Origin of the sequence: Paucimonas lemoignei, assembly GCF_004342585.1 — a bacterium.
GTDB lineage: Bacteria > Pseudomonadota > Gammaproteobacteria > Burkholderiales > Burkholderiaceae_D > Paucimonas > Paucimonas lemoignei.
Map to the genome: position 1 here is coordinate 69,020 of NZ_SLZQ01000010.1, position 16,895 is coordinate 85,914.

A 16,895-nucleotide genomic window follows, 5' to 3' on the forward strand; every position below is an offset into this window, starting at 1 on the left:
GGAAGGGATGCTTCATTCGAAATTGCCGGGAGGAGCGATATGCGGAAGTCCTGTAACTTCTTTTTCGCCATGTTATGTCTGGCCGGCACTGCCGGCATAGGAAGCGGCGTCATGGCGCAGGAATCGGCAAAGCCGAAGACAGAACCGCCCGGAGCCGGCAAGTCCGCCAAGACGAGGACGCTGGAGGCGGGTGCCAAGGTCTTGCAAAGCAATGCGCCGATCGAGGGCTTCGATATCTATCTCGTCGGCTTTCACCCGATCAAGGACCATCCGGAACAACAGATGGAAGCGCACCATTACTGCCATCAAGTCAATGAAGACTTGGCGCAGTGCGTGCTCTTTGACGGCAATACCAAGGGCGCCAACATGCATGGCGTCGAATACATCATTTCGGAAAAGCTGTTCGAGACCTTGCCCGCGGATGAAAAGCAATATTGGCATCCGCATAATGCCGAGATCCTGAGCGGCCAATTGATGGCGCCCGGCATTCCCGAGGTGGCGGAAAAGTCGCTCATGAAGACAAAGATGAATAGCTACGGCAAGACCTGGCATTTCTGGAATACCGGGCAAGAGGGGCAGCTCGCCGACAAGCTCCCCATGGGCAAACCCATGCTGGCATGGTCGTTCAACCGAGACAACGAAGCCAATCCAGGACTGGTCGAACGGCGCGACAAGAAAATGGAGCTCAATACCGCGCAAAAGCGCAAGGACCGCGCGGACCTGAAGGCATTGGCCAAGCCGCAATCCGGCGTTGATGAACTCAAGGGGAAATTCGGCCGCCAGACCCAGGATATTCCGGGCGTGGTCGACAAGAAGGCTGCGGCTGCTGCCCGGCCATGAAACCGGGCACCGCGACCGGGCAATAAAAAAGCCGACCCGCAGGTCGGCCTTTTTGCATGCGTTGTGATTACTTGGCAGCGGCAGCCATGTAATCGACAGCTGCCATGACTTCGGCGTCGGAAGCCGACGAACCACCTTTAGGCGGCATGGCATTCAAGCCTTTGAGCGCGCTGGCGTGGAGTGCATCCATGCCTTTCTTCAGGCGCGGTGCCCAGGCGGTTTTGTCGCCGAACTTCGGTGCGCCTGCTACACCCGCGCCATGGCAAGCCACGCATGCGGATTCATAAACCTTCTTGCCGGCATCGGCCGATACGGTGGCCGGCGCGGCGGCAGCAGGAGCAGCGGCTGCCGGAGCCGTAGCGGCTGGAGCGGCGCCAGCCGCTGCACCGGCAGGTGCGGAACCCGGGTCGGTCTTGGTTTCCGAAGCCGGCGCAGCGGCCGCGCTGGCGGCAGCTTTCACTTCCGGTTCCTTGAACTTGGCGCCCGACTTGTTCGCCATGAACACCACGGCACGCGCGACTTCGACATCGTCCAGGTCCGGGTTGCCGCCTTTGGCCGGCATGCCGCGGATACCCTTGATGGCATGCGAAACCAGCGTGTCATAGCCTTGCGCGATGCGAGCCGACCAGCCGGCGTTGTCGCCTACCTTCGGCGCACCAGCCAAACCGGCTTCATGACAGGTTGCGCAGACAGCCTTGTAGACGGCGTCGCCAGCCTGCAGCTGGACCGGGCCGCCGGCCACTTTCAGGGTAAAGCCCTCATCCCCCACCGGGCGGATGCGTTCAGCCGTCGCTTCGGAGAGCTGTTCCTGACTCAAACCACTCGTGCCACCCTTATCGGCAGTCACGAATTTCGTCAGCAGCACGATGACCAGAATCGGCACGATAAAGGCCGCAGCTATTACGGCGATCAATTGCTTCGGAGTTTTAATCAGGGTTTCATGTTCTTTATGTGCGTCGCTCATCATTCCCTCTAGACAATTTTTAAACCGGTAGGCCGGTGCGCCCAGGTCCGAAAGCGGGCCAGGATTCCAATGCGCAATAGGTCGCCAAACTTTTGATTATAGACGTATTACTATCCTTTTGGAACGATTTGCCTGTGGTTTGCATGGACGGCACAGCAGAAAAAAGGTATCCTTCGGGACTCTTCAGCATTCCTCCAACGCGGCTGTAGCTCAGTGGATAGAGTATTGGCCTCCGAAGCCAAGGGTCGTGGGTTCGATCCCCGCCAGCCGCGCCATATTTCCGGTATTTTCTTGATAGCGAGCACTGACTGATTTAGTTTGTGCCCATGTTGTGCCTAGAATGTGCCCGCTCATCTTGAGTTAATTTCTTTGAGCCGCAGTTTTCGACCCTCGGTCGAATTTAGGGCGCAAGATTGATATCGGTGCACTTTCTTTGCCTACGTTAAGGCTGATTAGATATTGCGAAAGTTACTGTTGATTGCTTTGTACCACTTGCTCAGACGTAACCGGAACATATTCGAACAGCTCACCAACAGAAACTCCGAAATATGCACAGAGCTTGTCTACTGCATCTAAATCCACTCGGGATGCCGTCTCATTGTAGAGAAGCGTAATCATATTGCGGTGCAAGCCAGTCGCCCGCGCCACATCCACAATCTTTAATTTCCTTTCGCCCATTAGACGAGATAGGTTGCATTTAACCATTTAAAGCGCCTTTTTGTCATCCTGAATGACAAAAAGCCTTGACGGACGCCATTTTGCATTCTAGAATGTCATTCAGGATGACAAATTGATGTTTAGGGCGGCGTTATGTCATTCAACTTAAAGCATTCTTGCATAAATAAGAAAGGAAAGCGAATGGCAAATACTTATCTCACAACCGACGAGCTATCTCAACGGATCAAATACGATGCTCGAACAATCCGAGAACGGCTAAAAGACAGTGTTCTGATCGAAGGAGTGCATTACATGCGGCCGTTCGGCGGTCGCAAAATTCTCTATGTTTGGGAAGCGATAGAGCGAGACATGGCTAAGGTCTCCCTCGGTATCGAAGCACCAATTCCGATGGCAAACGGCGGGGTGCTCTATGTCTAGTATCAGAGCGCGGAAGGAAAGCGGAAAGCTCTTTATCGACTTCCGATATAAAAACGTTAGATGTCGCGAGCAGACCGCGTTAGACGACACTCCAGAAAACCGTAAGCGCCTAGGCGTGCTTCTGAAAAAAATCGAAGCCGAGATAACGCTAGGAACCTTTGATTATCGGACGTACTTTCCGGAAAGCAGAAATGCGTTGAAGTTTGACGCTCAGCCTATTCCAGTCGGTATTGGAAGCAAAAGTCCAGAAAATCTTTATGGTGGTGGAACTGAGCAGCGAGTTAGTCCTGCTCGACCATCATTCAAGGACTTTGCCAACGAATGGTATGGGGAAAACGAAGTCCGTTGGCGTCGCAGCCAGCGCAAGACGGTACGCGGAACATTGGACCGACACTTGATCCCCGCATTAGGAGAAAAGACGGTCGACCAAATCACCAAAGCAGACATCCTTAAGCTACGCTCCTCACTCGCCAAAGTTCCGGGACGTAAAAATAAGGAGGGACTTTCCACCACCAGGATCAATCATATTCTGACGCCCTTGCGGATGATTATGAATGAAGCGGCCGACCGTTTTAACTTTAGCACGCCGTATCACAATATTAAAAGCCTGAAGGTAGCGCGTACTGAAATCGCTCCCTTTACGTTAGATGAGGTGAACCGCATCTTGGCAGCGGTCCGTTCGGACTTCACTGACTATTACATCGTCCGATTCTTCACCGGTATGCGCACTGGCGAAATCGATGGCCTGAAATGGAAATACGTTGATTTCGACCGCCGCATCATCATGGTTCGAGAAACCATCGTCATGGGCGAAGACGACCAAACCAAGACAGACGGCTCCCGGCGCGACATTGTCATGTCGGAGCCAGTTTTTCAGGCGATGCAGCGACAATCCGCAAAAACGGCTAAACGTTCCGTCCATGTGTTTTGTAACCGGGAAGGGCAGCCGCTCGATAACAAGAATGTCACCAACCGCGTCTGGTACCCATTGCTGCGGCATCTTGGCTTAGCCAAGCGTCGGCCATACCAAACCCGTCATACCGCCGCCACGTTATGGCTGGGAGCCGGCGAGAACCCCGAGTGGATCGCCCGCCAACTGGGGCATACCACGACGGAAATGTTGTTCCGAGTGTATTCGAGGTTTGTGCCCAATTTAACTCGGCAGGACGGCAGTGCATTCGAGCGCTTGTTGGCTAGCTCCATTCAATCCATCGCTGCAGTCGGGACACCGGATACGACAACACCACCTAAGAAAAAAGCTGCAATCCAAAAGCGTAGTCAAAGGTAATCGGCGAACCCTTCAAGCCAGCTGTAAAAAACAATTTAACTAAGGATAAATGATGGCGACGGAACTAAAACACTTCATTGAATATGCGAGTCAGGCTGCTGACAATGTTCTGAGTTTCCCGATGACCCAGCTATACCCGAAGGGATATCGCGAACAGGTTTGGTGTCGCGGTACTGATTTTCGTCGCAACGCAAGCGGCGCGATTCTGTGCACACTGAATAACGCTGAGGGAGCAATGTGCGCTAGGATCTCTCGACCGGACGTCAAACTGGAGTCATTCAAAAATTGGCAGGTTATGCTCGTCGACCTTGTCACTGTTTCCTTAAACGGAAAATTGACGGCTGAAGTGATGCGCTTACGTACGGAAGGGGGAAAACCAGGCTCTTATTTAGATTTAATGCCTCGTGCAGTATGCGCCTTACCAAGAAAATTGGACGAGCTTCGCGAGCTGATTCAATATATCCAGGCAAAGGAGCTGAGGCAGGTGCTTGAAACCGCCTTTTCAGACGCGAAAATCGTTTTGCCTTTCCTAACTTGTTTCGGCGGTCGCGAAAGTTATACGTATCCCAGCGGACTGCTAGCCAAGACGGTCGCAGCCGCAAAAGTAGCTATCGGCATGGGCTTTGAGAGTCAGGAGGAAGCAGATATGGTGCTGACTACAGCCATCCTCTACGACCTCGGGCGTATTCAAGATGTGAACTTAACCGCAGAAACTATACGGAAAGCGACTGGAATCGTACCGCATGCCGCGACACTAGACTTAGTTAGATTAGCGCTGAATCCAGCAAAGAATAGGCTACATGCGTCGCTGGAAGAAATACTGGCGACCGGCTATTGCGACCAGTACCCAAGTCTTCACCGAAAAATGAAGCAGCAAACAGCATTGGCGAAGATTAATGTGGCGTTATTAGATTAATTCCATTGTGCGATATTATTGCCACTAACGTTACATCAATGCACGTCTTTATTGCACCAAAACCGAAGACCGGTACGGCTGCGAATAAGGTCTGATTAAGATATAGAGTTAGTTAACTCGCGCACTAACAGTGAGCTAAACGCCGAAGACCTAGGCGAGTCTGGGCGTAGCATGAAGAAATTTGCAGGAATGCTGGATCGACCGGCCACCTCAAAACTTCCCAGAGAATACGCCGTGATTTTGCTGCCCACGTTAATGCTCTGGTAAAGGCGAAGCGGAATTCCAGAGATGGAGCAAGTGATGCCACGGGAAGTTTCTACTCTCAGTGTCATCACGTCGCCAAAGTTAAATACTTCGAGCACTCGTCCGGCTATATCTACAGGAGCGGCCACTTCGCATTCTCTCCCGCCAGCCCAAAGCTTGCCGCTATACTTTTGACATGATGGTCGGTACGAGCACGAGTGACAGTGTGCGCCCGGCGTCGCCATTTCCACCGTGTGTACCTCCTGATTCAGTGGAAGTAGCCGCTTAAGCTGACAAAGCACGCTCTTCGCCATCGCACGTAGTTGGTCATCTAAAGGGGCATCCCAGCTATCTGCAGGGCCCATTAACTCAAGGTGGATGGCGGGCGCGCAGAAAGCTTTTTCCAAAAGTAGGCCATATGCCGCTAGTTGAAGAACATAACCCTCGATGGGTTTTTGACTGTCATCGCGTACCCTGCCAGTCTTGAAGTCAACTACGCGTACCGTGCCGTCATTTGTCAGGTAGGTTAAGTCCACCTTGCCTGCCAAATCGAGGACTCGATCTTCGAACCATTTTTCAGGACCAAGTTGTGGATAAACCTGCTTCTGCGTTAATACAGTACCGCGAGCCGAATGGTGGGAAAGATACTGGCCATGGATGCGGGCAACCCGATTGACAAACTGGACCGACTTGATGACTTGCTCTTTTGTGAAAAGCCCTTCAATCCCGTAGGTATCAAACACGAGCTTGGTTAGATCAAGCCCACCGCGCTGTTGAACTAGCGCCGAGACCAAGTTGAAGATTTTCTCCTTGATGGTTTGACCGTTAGCTGCTTGTTCACCACACTCTTCGATTACCATGTGGACCGCCGTACCTCTCAGCGCATGAGGCCCCGCAGGTAGCGACAGGGCGTCGGGCCGCTCCGTCTCGAGTAGATAACGCAACGGGCACGTGGAAAACACGGCAAGCTTCGAGGGCGAAACCGGCTTCTTCCGTGCTAGTCGCGTTACCACGCAAGGATGGGGTGCCGACATTTCTAGGCCTTCTTGAGGTTCAAGAGCGTTTGTCCCATTTGCCGAGACAATTCAAACGTTGTGATAACGTCCAACTTGTCGACTTCGGAGGCAAAGTCTTCTAGGCTCGGGAGGCGGGAATAGATCTCATCGCGTGCCCATAGAGGATGTACGACGGCTGCCCACCGGTTGTCTCCAAGCCCGATCAACGGGATGTTGCCAAGCCTCTGCACTTCGGTCGAGAGCAGGCTGGCGGCGTCTTCGGCTAGGCGCCTAGCGACGTCCGGCCAGTCTTGAACCCCTGGCGCGGTAAAATTCCCATCCAGCCCCGCTACGTATGTGGGGTCAAGCAGCATCTGGATTACGTCGAGCCCCAGCCGCCAGTCAAGTAAGCCATGGTAGGGTTGATTCCCATATCGGTGTAGGCACCGGTAGCACCCGGTGATGCACTCAGACCGGTGATTCACCGCCAGGAAATCTACCAAGGGTGAAGCCATCCTTTCTGTCATGATCGTGCGCATTACGCTGAGAACGATTGGCGTTCCATTGATTTGTTGGGCGAGCCTACTGCAGAGACCCGAGCCATTTACCAATTCATCAGAGATCTGCAGGACGGGCATAAACATGCCGTCCTGATCACGCACAACGCGCGGATCGAGGATCTCGAACTCCTCTGGATCGACGTCGAGCAACTCTCGAGAGGCGTAATTCACGATCATGAAGCATGCCGACAAGGCACCTGCCCTAAATGGGTTGGTAAGTGATTGCTCCCCGCTGCTAGTTGTTTGGATAACTTGTAACCCGGGCGGCAACTGCTGAGGGACAAGGATGATAGAGTCCGTCACTTTTGGGGAAGCAAGGTAGAATCCCTCGCGCTGTGGAGCCGCAGTCCTAAACCTTTGGGCTAAACCTGTGTCTACTTGGAGCGCGTCCTCGTCGATCCACACGTCATGTACCTGCACTCGTCGTTGTATCCCCGCTGTGCTATACCGCGCGTATAAGCTACCGGCGCGCGCCTTGAATCCGCCCCATACACCGCCCTTGTATTCCCCTTTATTCAAACGGAATACTTGTGACTGATGGCTGACACCTAGCGCGAGGTTAGTGGCAGCACAATACTGGGTCGGTATTTGTTCAGCTTCTGCGGTAGACGTGCGACTAGCCTTGGTCATCGATTCGTCCGCAGGATCATCAGCGTGGCGCGGCTCGAGCGAAGTTATGAAGCCGCGTGGGACGTAGGTGTCATAAATGCTACTTCCAGACATCTCTGCGCCACACGACTTGCATTGCCCAGTAGGTGACTCGTTCCCCTTTAGGCTCGTCCACGCGAGGCAAACAGGGCAAGCGGCAAAGCGGCGTGCCTCCCCAATATCATTGGGCCTGGAAACGAACTGACCGGGCCGCCCGTGGAGAGGTCTTAGCATGCCGCCAGCGTACCCAGCAGTAAAGTATTTCCGCTTGTCGTGGACAAGCACCTTCCCTGGCGCAAATTCTTGGATTGCAACATCAAGATCGCGGTCCATGTCTGCAAACGTTAACCCATAACTCGACTGGACGGGCCGGGTATAGAGCAACCGTGTTCGCGTGGGCATCCCGTACATTGGGAACTTGCCGTGCTCTGCCAAGACTTCAGCTAGGCCGCGATCCTCCATGGCTTCGTCATCAAGAGCTTCCTCGATGTAGTCCATTACGTTATCGCTCGACAGAGCACCCGCTATTTCGCGCGCCCTCGTCTTGTCTCCCTGCAGGCACAGCTGGATGAACGCGTCCCGCTCTGCCACGTGCGCGTCGAGCTCTTCCTTGATGATAGGAAGCCAGATAGCTTTCTGTTGCTTAAGTGTACTCACGCGGAAGAACTCGCCATGGTTGTCAGGCGAGGTACGTAGCTCATCGCCGAGCCATGGGCTGTACTTGCGGCGCATTGAGCGAAATGACACGACGAGCCAATGTTTCAAGACGAGGCGTTGCGCAATTTGGTTCAGGCTCGTTGTTAAAAACGGCGGCGGGGGAGGATCACCGGTGATCTGTTCCGGATGCCAGAAATAATGAAGGTCGTGGCTCTTGCTCCTGCAGACGGTCAGCACGGCGGAGTAGGCTTGGCCTCGACGGCCTGCGCGGCCAACCCGCTGCTGATAATTAAAACGCTGGGGGGGCATATTGGCTTGGAACACGGCTCTTAAATCGCCGATGTCTACGCCAACTTCCATCGTCGTGGTGACAGACAGGACATCGACCACGCGTGCTGCCCGATCGAGCACTTCGTCCGTAGGCATTTCAGAAAAACCTGGCGGGAGGATGTCATCGTCATCCTGAATAAGGACACCCTTGAACCGTCTCAGGCGTGCGGCCGGGTTAGATGTCATGCCTGTCAGTTCTTCGGAGCGCATCCGCCGAATGCGGGGTGATTGGCCAATGCGCTTACCAAGGAAGTTATCATTCCTAAGCATCAATGCCGTTCCCTCGGGCGTCTCGCCAAGCGTCTTGTGGCAGCGCGTGCAAATTCCCCCGCTCCGATGCAAATGCACCCTACCGCAGTTTTCGCATCGCCAGTACGGGGCGTCCGTGTCTAAGGATCTGTACCAAAGCTTGGAGACCGAGATAATGCCGCCTAGATGGCCCGATTCTTTAAGCTTGCTTAGGAATTGGGCAAGTAACGACGCTTCATTGCCGCCATAAGCTCGGCAGCGCTCCCTAGCGAAGGCACGTAACCGGTGTGTTTTCGGGATGTCCTCGGGGGCATCCCAATGGCTATGTTCGTAGTCATACTTGGATGGAATGACCCGGTTGGCGTCCGCGAGGACGCGCATCATGCCGTCGAAAACAGCGTTCGATTCCCTATCGCTCCCTCCTTTCAAGGGTAGGCAGGGGTATCCCCAGCCTGTTTCCTCGATCGCAAAATACGTCTTACTAAAGAGCGTACTGCCTACCAGCTCGAGCAATTTGTCGGCAATCTTGTTGCACGCGGCTGCGACCTCCTCGGGATATACAGGGTGACCGGCCCACGCCCAGACATCCCCGGAGCGCGCAAATAGCTGTTGCCAGGCAAACGCAACCTCTCTATCCCCTGGGGCGGGTACCGCTATCGGCGTGACGCCGGTGCGATCGATAGGATGGATGCCACGAGAAACGAGTTCTTGCAACACGGGGTGCAGCACGTCACCCGGCACGGGTTTCAATGGTTCCAAGGCGCTCGCGATCGCTATGCAGTCAGCTGGAGGAAGTTCGAGCTGTCCTTGCAATGCCTTGATCATTGCGGGTAACTCCGACAGTTCCTTGATTTCCGCGTCGGTATGCTCCTCTTTACGTATGAGGGCTCGCTGCCTGTCTTTCAATACATTGAGCTGGTGCTCCGCGTTGCCGGCGGACTTGAGCGCTTCCCCCAGCTTTGCCAAGGCTCGCACGACAGCCTCGCGTCGAACATCATCATGGTGGCCACCTTCGAGGTCCAGCGCAGCCTTTGCAGCATCTTGCCTGCTATCAGAGAATGACACTAGTCGCTCTTCCGGGTTGGACTTTTGTAACTCGGCCATTAATGCGCTTGCTAGCAGCTGGGTGGTTTTTGCAAAACCGACCCTAAAGCCACGGATCGGCGAGGATTTGCCGCGCCTACGACGGTATGATGTACTGCAGGCAGGGCACTGGAAGGGCAGGGCGCTTCCAGAGTCCGTGGGAGCTGCCTGCTTGTGCTTGTCACTGCCGTTAAAATTTTTTGGATTGCTATCGACGTAGTAATACCAGCCAGGGATACTTTGCTCTGTACCTTCCTTGACGCCCCCTGCCCTAATTGTGGCAGAGTACGGATCATATTCTGCGGGCTGCCAGTTGCCTTGTGCCTCCTCGCTTGCCACCTCCTCTTGGCCCAGTGGCCAGAAGCGCTTAAGCGTCGGCATAAAAATCGCGTAATCTACGGCAGAACGTCGTTCGACCAAGTGCACCTTTGCACGCTCGGGCAAGGATTCGGTATCCGGATCGTTGGGCAAGAGCTCGACTTCCTTGACAAGGGGCGAGGGTGGTGTGCGCTTCCCTCCAAAGAACAAGGTTCCGCAACACTCGCAATACAGGAGGTCTACCCTTCGCGTTTGCCGTCCCCCGCTGGCAGGCAAAGCCCCGTACCGGGCGCCCGAATCGACCGATAAATCACCAAACAGGAGTGCCGTACGCTGCGCTAGGGGAAGATCGATTGGTGCTGGCTGGGGTGCGACAAATAAGCCCTCAAGGGCACGCAAAAACGTGTGTACCCTGAACCGCGGAATCGTGATATCGCTACTAAAGTCCTTATGGAACCAATCTTTCCAGTAATCCGAGCATGCCCGGAGCCACACGAGCAGCTCCACTGCTTCTCTTCCTTTAGGAACGTCACCAAACACGTTTGCAGCAATATTTTGAAGCGATGTTGCCCTAGGCGCCACATCCCCAACGGGGATGCATCCTCTCCGTAGTAGCCTCGCTGCCTTTGCCACTATCTGCTCGGCATAAACATCGAGTGCAGCGCCGCTACGTTGCACCCCGATCCCTCTGCCGATTGCCTCCCAATGTGCTTCGCTTGGACCGGCCGCGGAATCGGCGCGTGATGCCTGCTTGGAGTCTCTGACGGCCTCGCAAAGTGCTTCAATGTCCCCAGTAAAGCACTCGATAGCCAGTTCTGGCGAGGCCCCTTGGACAATCGCGTTTGCCCAGCTCTGACGGCTCTCCCCGGGACCTAGCCCCGCTGTTCCAAACAATCCCGAAAGGTAATCAAGGCTCTGTTCCCTGCCGTCGCCGTCGACCGGCAAAGACGCGCTCGAACACAAGATCCGAAGCTTATGTCGGTTCTGCGGGGAGATAAGCCCAAGCTCAGAGAGCAGCATGCGAAGAAGGTAAGCGACCTCGGTACCGGCTGAGCCTCGCTGCAGATGTAGCTCGTCCAGTACCAAGTAAAAGTACGCGTTGGGGTCAGATTCCAGCCACTGGCGTGTTTGTTGAAAAATCGGCTCGTCGATCTCGCGCACTAACATCGTCGCGAGCATGCTAGTATTGGTAATGAGGATATCAGGAGGTCGGTGTTGGATGTCCCAGCGGCTAACCATCTCGTTGCCATTTGGATGCGAGAAGTTGAAGGGGAGTGTCTCATCACTGGACTTGCCGCTTTGGTATTGCCCGACTGCTTCTTGATGCGTCTCTTCAAGGGTGCGCATGTATGTGCGTAGCTCCTCGATTCGCTCTGCAGCCCTTGCTTGCTCAGCTTTGTTCTGGATGCGAGGATGCTGGAGCCAACCGGTGACTTTAGTCGCCCCGGTGTACCGGCCAAAGAAAATCCTGTTTCCATTGAAGTGCTCATCCATCGCCGCATGTGCGGCATCAGAGTCAAGCGCGCGCCGCAGGCGTACCATCTGGTCCTCGACCAGCGCATTCATGGGATAAAGGATAAGCGCACGGACTGCTTTTGGGCGTCCTGCTGCCTCGTGCGGCTCGTCTCGCTTAAAGGTGGGCGCCGCATTATCATCTTTCCACCAAGGCTGCCAAGTGGCTAGCTTGGGGCTCGGCGGCCAATATATGGCTTCCTTGGCCAGTGCTGCGAAAATCGGTAATAAAAAGGATTCCGTCTTGCCCGAGCCCGTCCCCGAAGTGACGATTCCCGGCGTTCCTGCCGTAATCCCCTTGCGCAGCATAGCAAGCTGATGGCGATAAAGCTCGTACCGGCCTCTAGCAGGATTTTCCTTCTCGGCGGGAAGAAGTCCGGCAAGCCCTAATGAGACGAAAGCAGCGCGTTCATTTGCATTAAAGCCGGGCAGCCATTCTTTGCCATGGTCTTCTTGCATCAAGTCGTCGAGCCGTATCCCATGCGTGAGATAACTTGGAAGGGGTTCGAGCAACGGCTCGGTGCACATTGTCCCTGTTTGTTCCAATAAGGCTCGCCGCTTTGCTTGAATCGACTTGTCCCCAATGCGGAAAGCCGTCTCGAGGTACGTAATGTAGAAATCACGTATAGAGTAAAAAGTAGAAACGGGATCGTTCACCCTGCTGCCCCTTCATGTATGTCAAAGATGGTGCTTAGCGCAGCTTCATCGGCGCTGCGAAAATATTCTTGCATATGGGATGTAACTTGACGGCTTGTAACGCTTAGAACTTCAGCAACAGCCGCGCCCTTAGATCTGCCATACCCGTATGCTGCTAGTGAAAATAACTCTGCATCCGCTTCGTCCATGTCGATCCTGCTGGCAGCAAACTTCATCCGCATGGCAGCGGAGCGACTGCCGGGCGTGAGGTTAGAGAGTAGCTGCAGGTTGAAGCGCTGGTCCCTGCCAGCCATGGAAGACCACAGGCTTGGGTCGATGAACGATTCCGAAACGGGGACATCGTCCTCTGGGTCCAGCATGTCATGCCATTTCGAGTCCGTGTCAAATATTGGCAGATTCCACGCAAGCGGCGGCACGAGAGGGAAGGTAGAGCGGCCCGAAGAAAAGCAGAGTAGAAAAATCACCGGGGTAAGCAGCTGGACAAGCTTGACGTTGCCCTTTCTGTCGGTCCATGCGAGTGCTTCGTTGCTCGGTGAAGGCTGCGTGGCAGCAAGGAGTTCGGGGATATAGGATTCCGGCGGCGCTCGGTTCGCACCGTCGAGTATTACAATGCTTGGCTTGCCGGCAGCTTGCTGTAGTCCGAGAAATTCCCCGAGTGCCATGCCGGTGACCGAGTCAGTCGCTACAATCGCCGGGGCATTGAGAAGGTCTGCTGGGCCAAACATGTCCCCCGTGATGGAGACTCGGCAAGTAACACCCCCGGACAGGAGCGCAGCCAAGGATCTTGCCACTACCTTTTGTTGTGCGCCCAGAAGTCCGACCACGCCTTGGCTAGCCGCAGCCGAGACGATGGCTTTCATGAAGCACTGGCTCAAGCCTTCGACTATACAGCGCTTTGCAAGTGCGAGGTTCAGGCCCTTAACATCCAGAAGCGGAGCCCCCTTCCATTCGATGTTCCTCGGTGTTGCTTTGATGTCTTGGCTTCCTGCAGATGCGTTTCGGTCGACAGGGGGGCACGGTGCGGTAGAGGTCTCGCCATTTCGGTTTGAAGCTTCGATCTGCTGGGGCTGTAAGAACGGCTTGAGTAGCGCGACATTTGCGAGCGTCTTGAAGCTCTCTTCGCTGGCACGCTCAAAAGCTTTTTTAATTTCGCGGGCCATGTCTGCCGCTTCCCTTTTATTGGCTGCCTTGTGGCGCTCAATCTCCTCCTCGAGCGATTTCTTTTTTATTCGCAGTGCATCAACAGCCTTTTCCTCGATCGCCAGCTCTTTCCGATGCTCTTCGAGGGCGCGCGCCTTCGCTGCGTTGATCTCGCTCTTCACGGTGGGTAGGGCCATTATCTCGAGAAACACCTCCTCGAGGACATCCCTAGATGTGAACACCTCCTCGAGCTTGGAAGCGATGCGTGTTGTCGATTGTCGGATGCCCTTGCCGTCGGCTTCTTGCTCGGCCAGCTCGGCTAGTACTTGCAGCTGGTTTTTCGTGATCTGTGGGAGCCCTTCCACAACAGACTTCTGTTTAAATAAGCGCTTAACAAGGGTTCCCGGCGGAGCGCAGTCATACTTGAAATCCGGCGCTGGAAGTGGCTTGATGATAATGGTACGGCCTTTCCACTCAATGGCATGGATCGCACGGTATGCATGTAGCGGCAAGTCAAAATCGGCGTGCCTAGGATCGCTGGTATCACTTGCGATCTTAACGAGCAGCCCATCCGTTAGGTGGAACACGGGGTAGATGTTGGAAGCTGGGGTATAGAGCTTCTGGATCCACGCACGGACCTTGTCCGGGTCGGTCGAAGGATGCGGCACATTGAACACATCGTAGACGTGCGCCAGCCACGTATCCACGATAAATTGGGTCTTTTTTTCCCGATTGCCGTGCTTGACCCGCCAAATGGATAGCCCGTCAAATGACGAGTTGAAAGTTGGGCCCGTACCCGGGAATGCGGTTGCGTCCCCTGTCTCTGGGAAGAGGAGCGTCCCTTCTTCAGCACTTAATTCAATTAGGTCATCGCCTTGGATGAGACCTACGATGTCGATAAAGAATTGACCTGATTGCAGGTGGTGGCTACGATAGGCTAAGACGGGTAGTTCTACGGGATCTGCTACGACAGTGGCCGATAGCCTAATAGCCTTGCTGCTGGTAATGCAGCTTGCAGTTGCCGCCGTGGCGCGTGGCTCTTCTTGCGCACTTGTGGAAGGGGCGGGGGGAGACGCTTTCGCGGTTTCTGCGGGATTAACGGCTGTAACGGTCGGTACTTTGGTCTTTAGATACTCCTCCACGGCCGCTGAGCGCGGCGTACGTACGTAGGCCGCGAGGATGGCACGCCAAAACTTATGTAACTCCTCTCCTTCAGCATTTGGTTCGGAGGTATTGTCTTTATCGTGGTTTTCTTCGGAAAGTACCTCTTCGACACTCGGTAGGCCGCTAAAATCAGCGTTTTCCGCTAGCCATTTACAGATAACTTGGAGTGCCTTATCCCTTAGCCGAAGGATGAACTTAATCTTTTGCTCATGCTTTGTTGGCAGGGTATCAGCCTTTGCTCCCGCCACGATGAGCTGCTTCCGCGATTGCTCTAGGCAGCGCGATATCTCGGCATCCTTCGTGCCGAGTAAAAACATAACATAGCGCCGGTCTTGGAGTTCATTAGTATCGATCTTCATCCGCATTTGCTCAAATCAAGCGGCCGATTAAGCCGGCCAATTAAAATTAACGCGGGAATCTGTTCATCATCGCCGCGATTACTTCTTTAATTCCTTATCACTCACCTTTCTGGTTGGCGGTGTTGCGCATCCTCCGGAGCCGCAAGGCAAGGCGTCTGCGATCCATCGGGGCTGCCCAAGCGTACCCGGGAGTAGTCGTGTTATCAGTAAGATCCGTCCATTGCCCAAGCTCCTTCCATATATTCATGCCAGGTGCCCCACCGAAGACCAAGCAGCAATCGTTGTCTATCGAGACACAGCCTCCGCCCCAGTGCATCCACCATCTTAGAAACGAAGGTGGTGCCCCTCGGAGTTGACCGCTGAGCTTGCAGTCTCCATTGGATGCAACTTCCCCTATCGCGAATCCCAAGGCGGTGGCTCGGAATAACCATGCCCATGCAGGGCTATCCGTTTTCCACCAGCTGCCTCCCGTCGAGATCCAGTGGGTATACCGTTGCGACCCCTTTGTCCTGATTAGGGCGCCCAAGGATTCGGCCCCAGATACAGGGGAGTATTCTTTCCACTCCCAGCCATCCCATTTTTCTGCTGTCGTCGAAACTGAGGCCTTGGGCAAAACTGTATTACCAGCGGGCAGGACTGGCGCTCCATTCGCAAGGGGAGCACCGAAAGTGTCTCTTGTAAGGACTTCTAGGCCAAGGCCGCAGGCAATTTGCTTGAGCCGACTTGGAGTGCTAAGTCGGAGCTCAATTGCGCCGACTCCAGGCTCGTCACCGCCACATGTAAGTCGATATGCTGATTCACCCGGCTGCAATAGGGACCTCAACTTTGCACGCTCTGATTGCGCGAGCATGCCAACAATGCGGGCCACAAGCGGAGGACCCTCGCGGAAAATGGCGATCGTGCGGGGCGCAGGCGTTACCACGGAATATGGAGAGGCACGGTTAGCGACCGTGGAAAGCCAGCACGATGCCAGAAGGAGTCGAGTGGGCAGCCAATGGGGTAAATCAGCCGCGGCCGCGGCCCCGCTCACGTGCAGCCTTAGGTCTTTGAAGGGCAGCGTCGCACGTGATTGGAACCGCAGCGACAAAGTCTCGCATAGCCAATGCAAGAACGGGGGGATGTCATCGATGCCCGAAGTTCCATACTCGCCCCACGTGTCCTGCTCCTTTATAGTTACGAATCGAGGATGAAAGCGCCCCGGTTTCTCTTTGCGGGGCGTGGTGGGCGATAGGGACTGAAGATTGCCCGTGACAGGCGTAAAGGGCGATAGGCGGCCTGACGGGCCATCAACTAGCCAAGCAGTAGGCTCTGGTAAGTTAGTTGGCAGGACAAATGGTACCGTTTGGACCAACGGTGCGTCGAGCTCAGCATCGCCAAGGCTTTCACTTGCAGTCAGGGAAAAGCGTACCTTTGCAACCGTGGGACAGGTTGGTAACGTTGATACAGGTATCTGGAATCCCCCATTATCTAGCTCAACGAGCCTTCCCTGCGCGATCGTGTCTTCCTGAGAGTCGAGTAATTCAAACTTCCCAGATTCCGCACCCTGCATCCGTACGATTGGGTTGCTAGCCGGATTAAGGAGCAGTGCTTGCCCATACCAAGCACCTCCAGACAACGCTGGCCTCGGGGGCTGCCAAGCTAGGCCCATTCCCGCTTGTACTCGTTCCGGTAAATCGCGGACCAGTCCCAACAAGGAACCGCGACTTATAGATTCGAACAGGAAAACCTCCCACGTTGCAGGTGTTCCCATGATGGTTGTACGCGAGGGCTTTAGCCCATAATGAGTAGCACATCGCTGCATTAGGCGCGCGAGATCGCTATTGACGATGAAGCAGGCGGCACTATCGTCGCTATAACTAGAATCTGATCTCATGTTT

Annotated in this window: 9 protein-coding genes and 1 tRNA gene; 5 read left to right on the top strand and 5 right to left on the bottom strand. The window is 54.7% G+C overall.

Going from position 1 to position 16,895, the window contains the following annotated elements; translation table 11 throughout:
* Window positions 1-39 precede the first annotated feature (39 nt).
* Window positions 40-840 carry an OBAP family protein gene (locus tag EDC30_RS14750; protein ID WP_243656802.1) on the top strand — a complete coding sequence of 267 codons (801 nt, stop codon included), beginning with the start codon at window positions 40-42 and terminating at the stop codon, window positions 838-840.
* A 67-nt stretch (window positions 841-907) separates the two neighbouring features.
* On the opposite strand, the gene EDC30_RS14755 is transcribed toward EDC30_RS14750, so the two are convergent.
* The gene (locus EDC30_RS14755) at window positions 908-1,804 is read right to left on the bottom strand and encodes a c-type cytochrome (RefSeq protein WP_132259614.1); all 897 of its coding nucleotides are present in this window, start codon (window positions 1,802-1,804) and stop codon (window positions 908-910) included.
* 199 nt (window positions 1,805-2,003) lie between these two features.
* On the opposite strand from EDC30_RS14755, the gene EDC30_RS14760 reads away from it, so the two are divergent.
* Window positions 2,004-2,079 (top strand) — tRNA-Arg (locus EDC30_RS14760).
* Between the two features lie 193 nt (window positions 2,080-2,272).
* Here the strand turns inward: EDC30_RS14760 and EDC30_RS14765 are convergent.
* Window positions 2,273-2,509 carry a helix-turn-helix domain-containing protein gene (locus tag EDC30_RS14765; protein WP_132259615.1) on the bottom strand — a complete coding sequence of 79 codons (237 nt, stop codon included), beginning with the start codon at window positions 2,507-2,509 and terminating at the stop codon, window positions 2,273-2,275.
* Between the two features lie 153 nt (window positions 2,510-2,662).
* Here EDC30_RS14765 and EDC30_RS14770 point away from each other — a divergent pair, with 153 nt between their 5' ends.
* Genes EDC30_RS14770 through EDC30_RS14780 form a run of 3 tightly spaced genes read left to right on the top strand, consistent with a single transcriptional unit; the run spans window position 2,663 to window position 5,103 of the window.
* The gene (locus EDC30_RS14770; RefSeq protein ID WP_132259616.1) at window positions 2,663-2,899 is read left to right on the top strand and encodes a hypothetical protein; all 237 of its coding nucleotides are present in this window, start codon (window positions 2,663-2,665) and stop codon (window positions 2,897-2,899) included.
* On the top strand, window positions 2,892-4,187 hold the full coding sequence (locus EDC30_RS14775; protein WP_132259617.1) for an Arm DNA-binding domain-containing protein: 1,296 nt from the start codon (window positions 2,892-2,894) through the stop codon (window positions 4,185-4,187). Before EDC30_RS14770 ends, EDC30_RS14775 begins: the two co-directional genes overlap by 8 nt.
* A 49-nt stretch (window positions 4,188-4,236) precedes the next feature.
* On the top strand, window positions 4,237-5,103 hold the full coding sequence (locus EDC30_RS14780) for a hypothetical protein (protein WP_165973835.1): 867 nt from the start codon (window positions 4,237-4,239) through the stop codon (window positions 5,101-5,103).
* A gap of 95 nt (window positions 5,104-5,198) precedes the next feature.
* Here the strand turns inward: EDC30_RS14780 and EDC30_RS14785 are convergent, their stop codons facing one another.
* The 3 genes from EDC30_RS14785 to EDC30_RS14795 are packed head-to-tail and all read right to left on the bottom strand — an operon-like array spanning window position 5,199 to window position 15,018.
* Entirely contained in the window at window positions 5,199-6,380 is a 1,182-nt protein-coding gene (locus EDC30_RS14785) for a PD-(D/E)XK nuclease family protein (RefSeq protein WP_132259619.1), read from the bottom strand.
* Between the two features lie 2 nt (window positions 6,381-6,382).
* On the bottom strand, window positions 6,383-12,355 hold the full coding sequence (locus EDC30_RS14790) for a DEAD/DEAH box helicase (protein ID WP_132259620.1): 5,973 nt from the start codon (window positions 12,353-12,355) through the stop codon (window positions 6,383-6,385).
* The gene (locus tag EDC30_RS14795) at window positions 12,352-15,018 is read right to left on the bottom strand and encodes a hypothetical protein (protein WP_132259621.1); all 2,667 of its coding nucleotides are present in this window, start codon (window positions 15,016-15,018) and stop codon (window positions 12,352-12,354) included. The genes EDC30_RS14790 and EDC30_RS14795 overlap by 4 nt, the downstream gene beginning before the upstream one ends.
* Window positions 15,019-16,895 lie beyond the last annotated feature (1,877 nt).

What these genes read in the sequence shown, in the direction of transcription:
- EDC30_RS14750 (WP_243656802.1), top strand. Translation starts at nt 40, where the DNA reads ATGCGGAAGTCCTGTAACTTCTTTTTCGCCATGTTATGTCTGGCCGGC.
- EDC30_RS14755 (WP_132259614.1), bottom strand. Translation starts at nt 1,804, where the DNA reads ATGAGCGACGCACATAAAGAACATGAAACCCTGATTAAAACTCCGAAG.
- EDC30_RS14765 (WP_132259615.1), bottom strand. Translation starts at nt 2,509, where the DNA reads ATGGTTAAATGCAACCTATCTCGTCTAATGGGCGAAAGGAAATTAAAG.
- EDC30_RS14770 (WP_132259616.1), top strand. Translation starts at nt 2,663, where the DNA reads ATGGCAAATACTTATCTCACAACCGACGAGCTATCTCAACGGATCAAA.
- EDC30_RS14775 (WP_132259617.1), top strand. Translation starts at nt 2,892, where the DNA reads ATGTCTAGTATCAGAGCGCGGAAGGAAAGCGGAAAGCTCTTTATCGAC.
- EDC30_RS14780 (WP_165973835.1), top strand. Translation starts at nt 4,237, where the DNA reads ATGATGGCGACGGAACTAAAACACTTCATTGAATATGCGAGTCAGGCT.
- EDC30_RS14785 (WP_132259619.1), bottom strand. Translation starts at nt 6,380, where the DNA reads ATGTCGGCACCCCATCCTTGCGTGGTAACGCGACTAGCACGGAAGAAG.
- EDC30_RS14795 (WP_132259621.1), bottom strand. Translation starts at nt 15,018, where the DNA reads ATGAAGATCGATACTAATGAACTCCAAGACCGGCGCTATGTTATGTTT.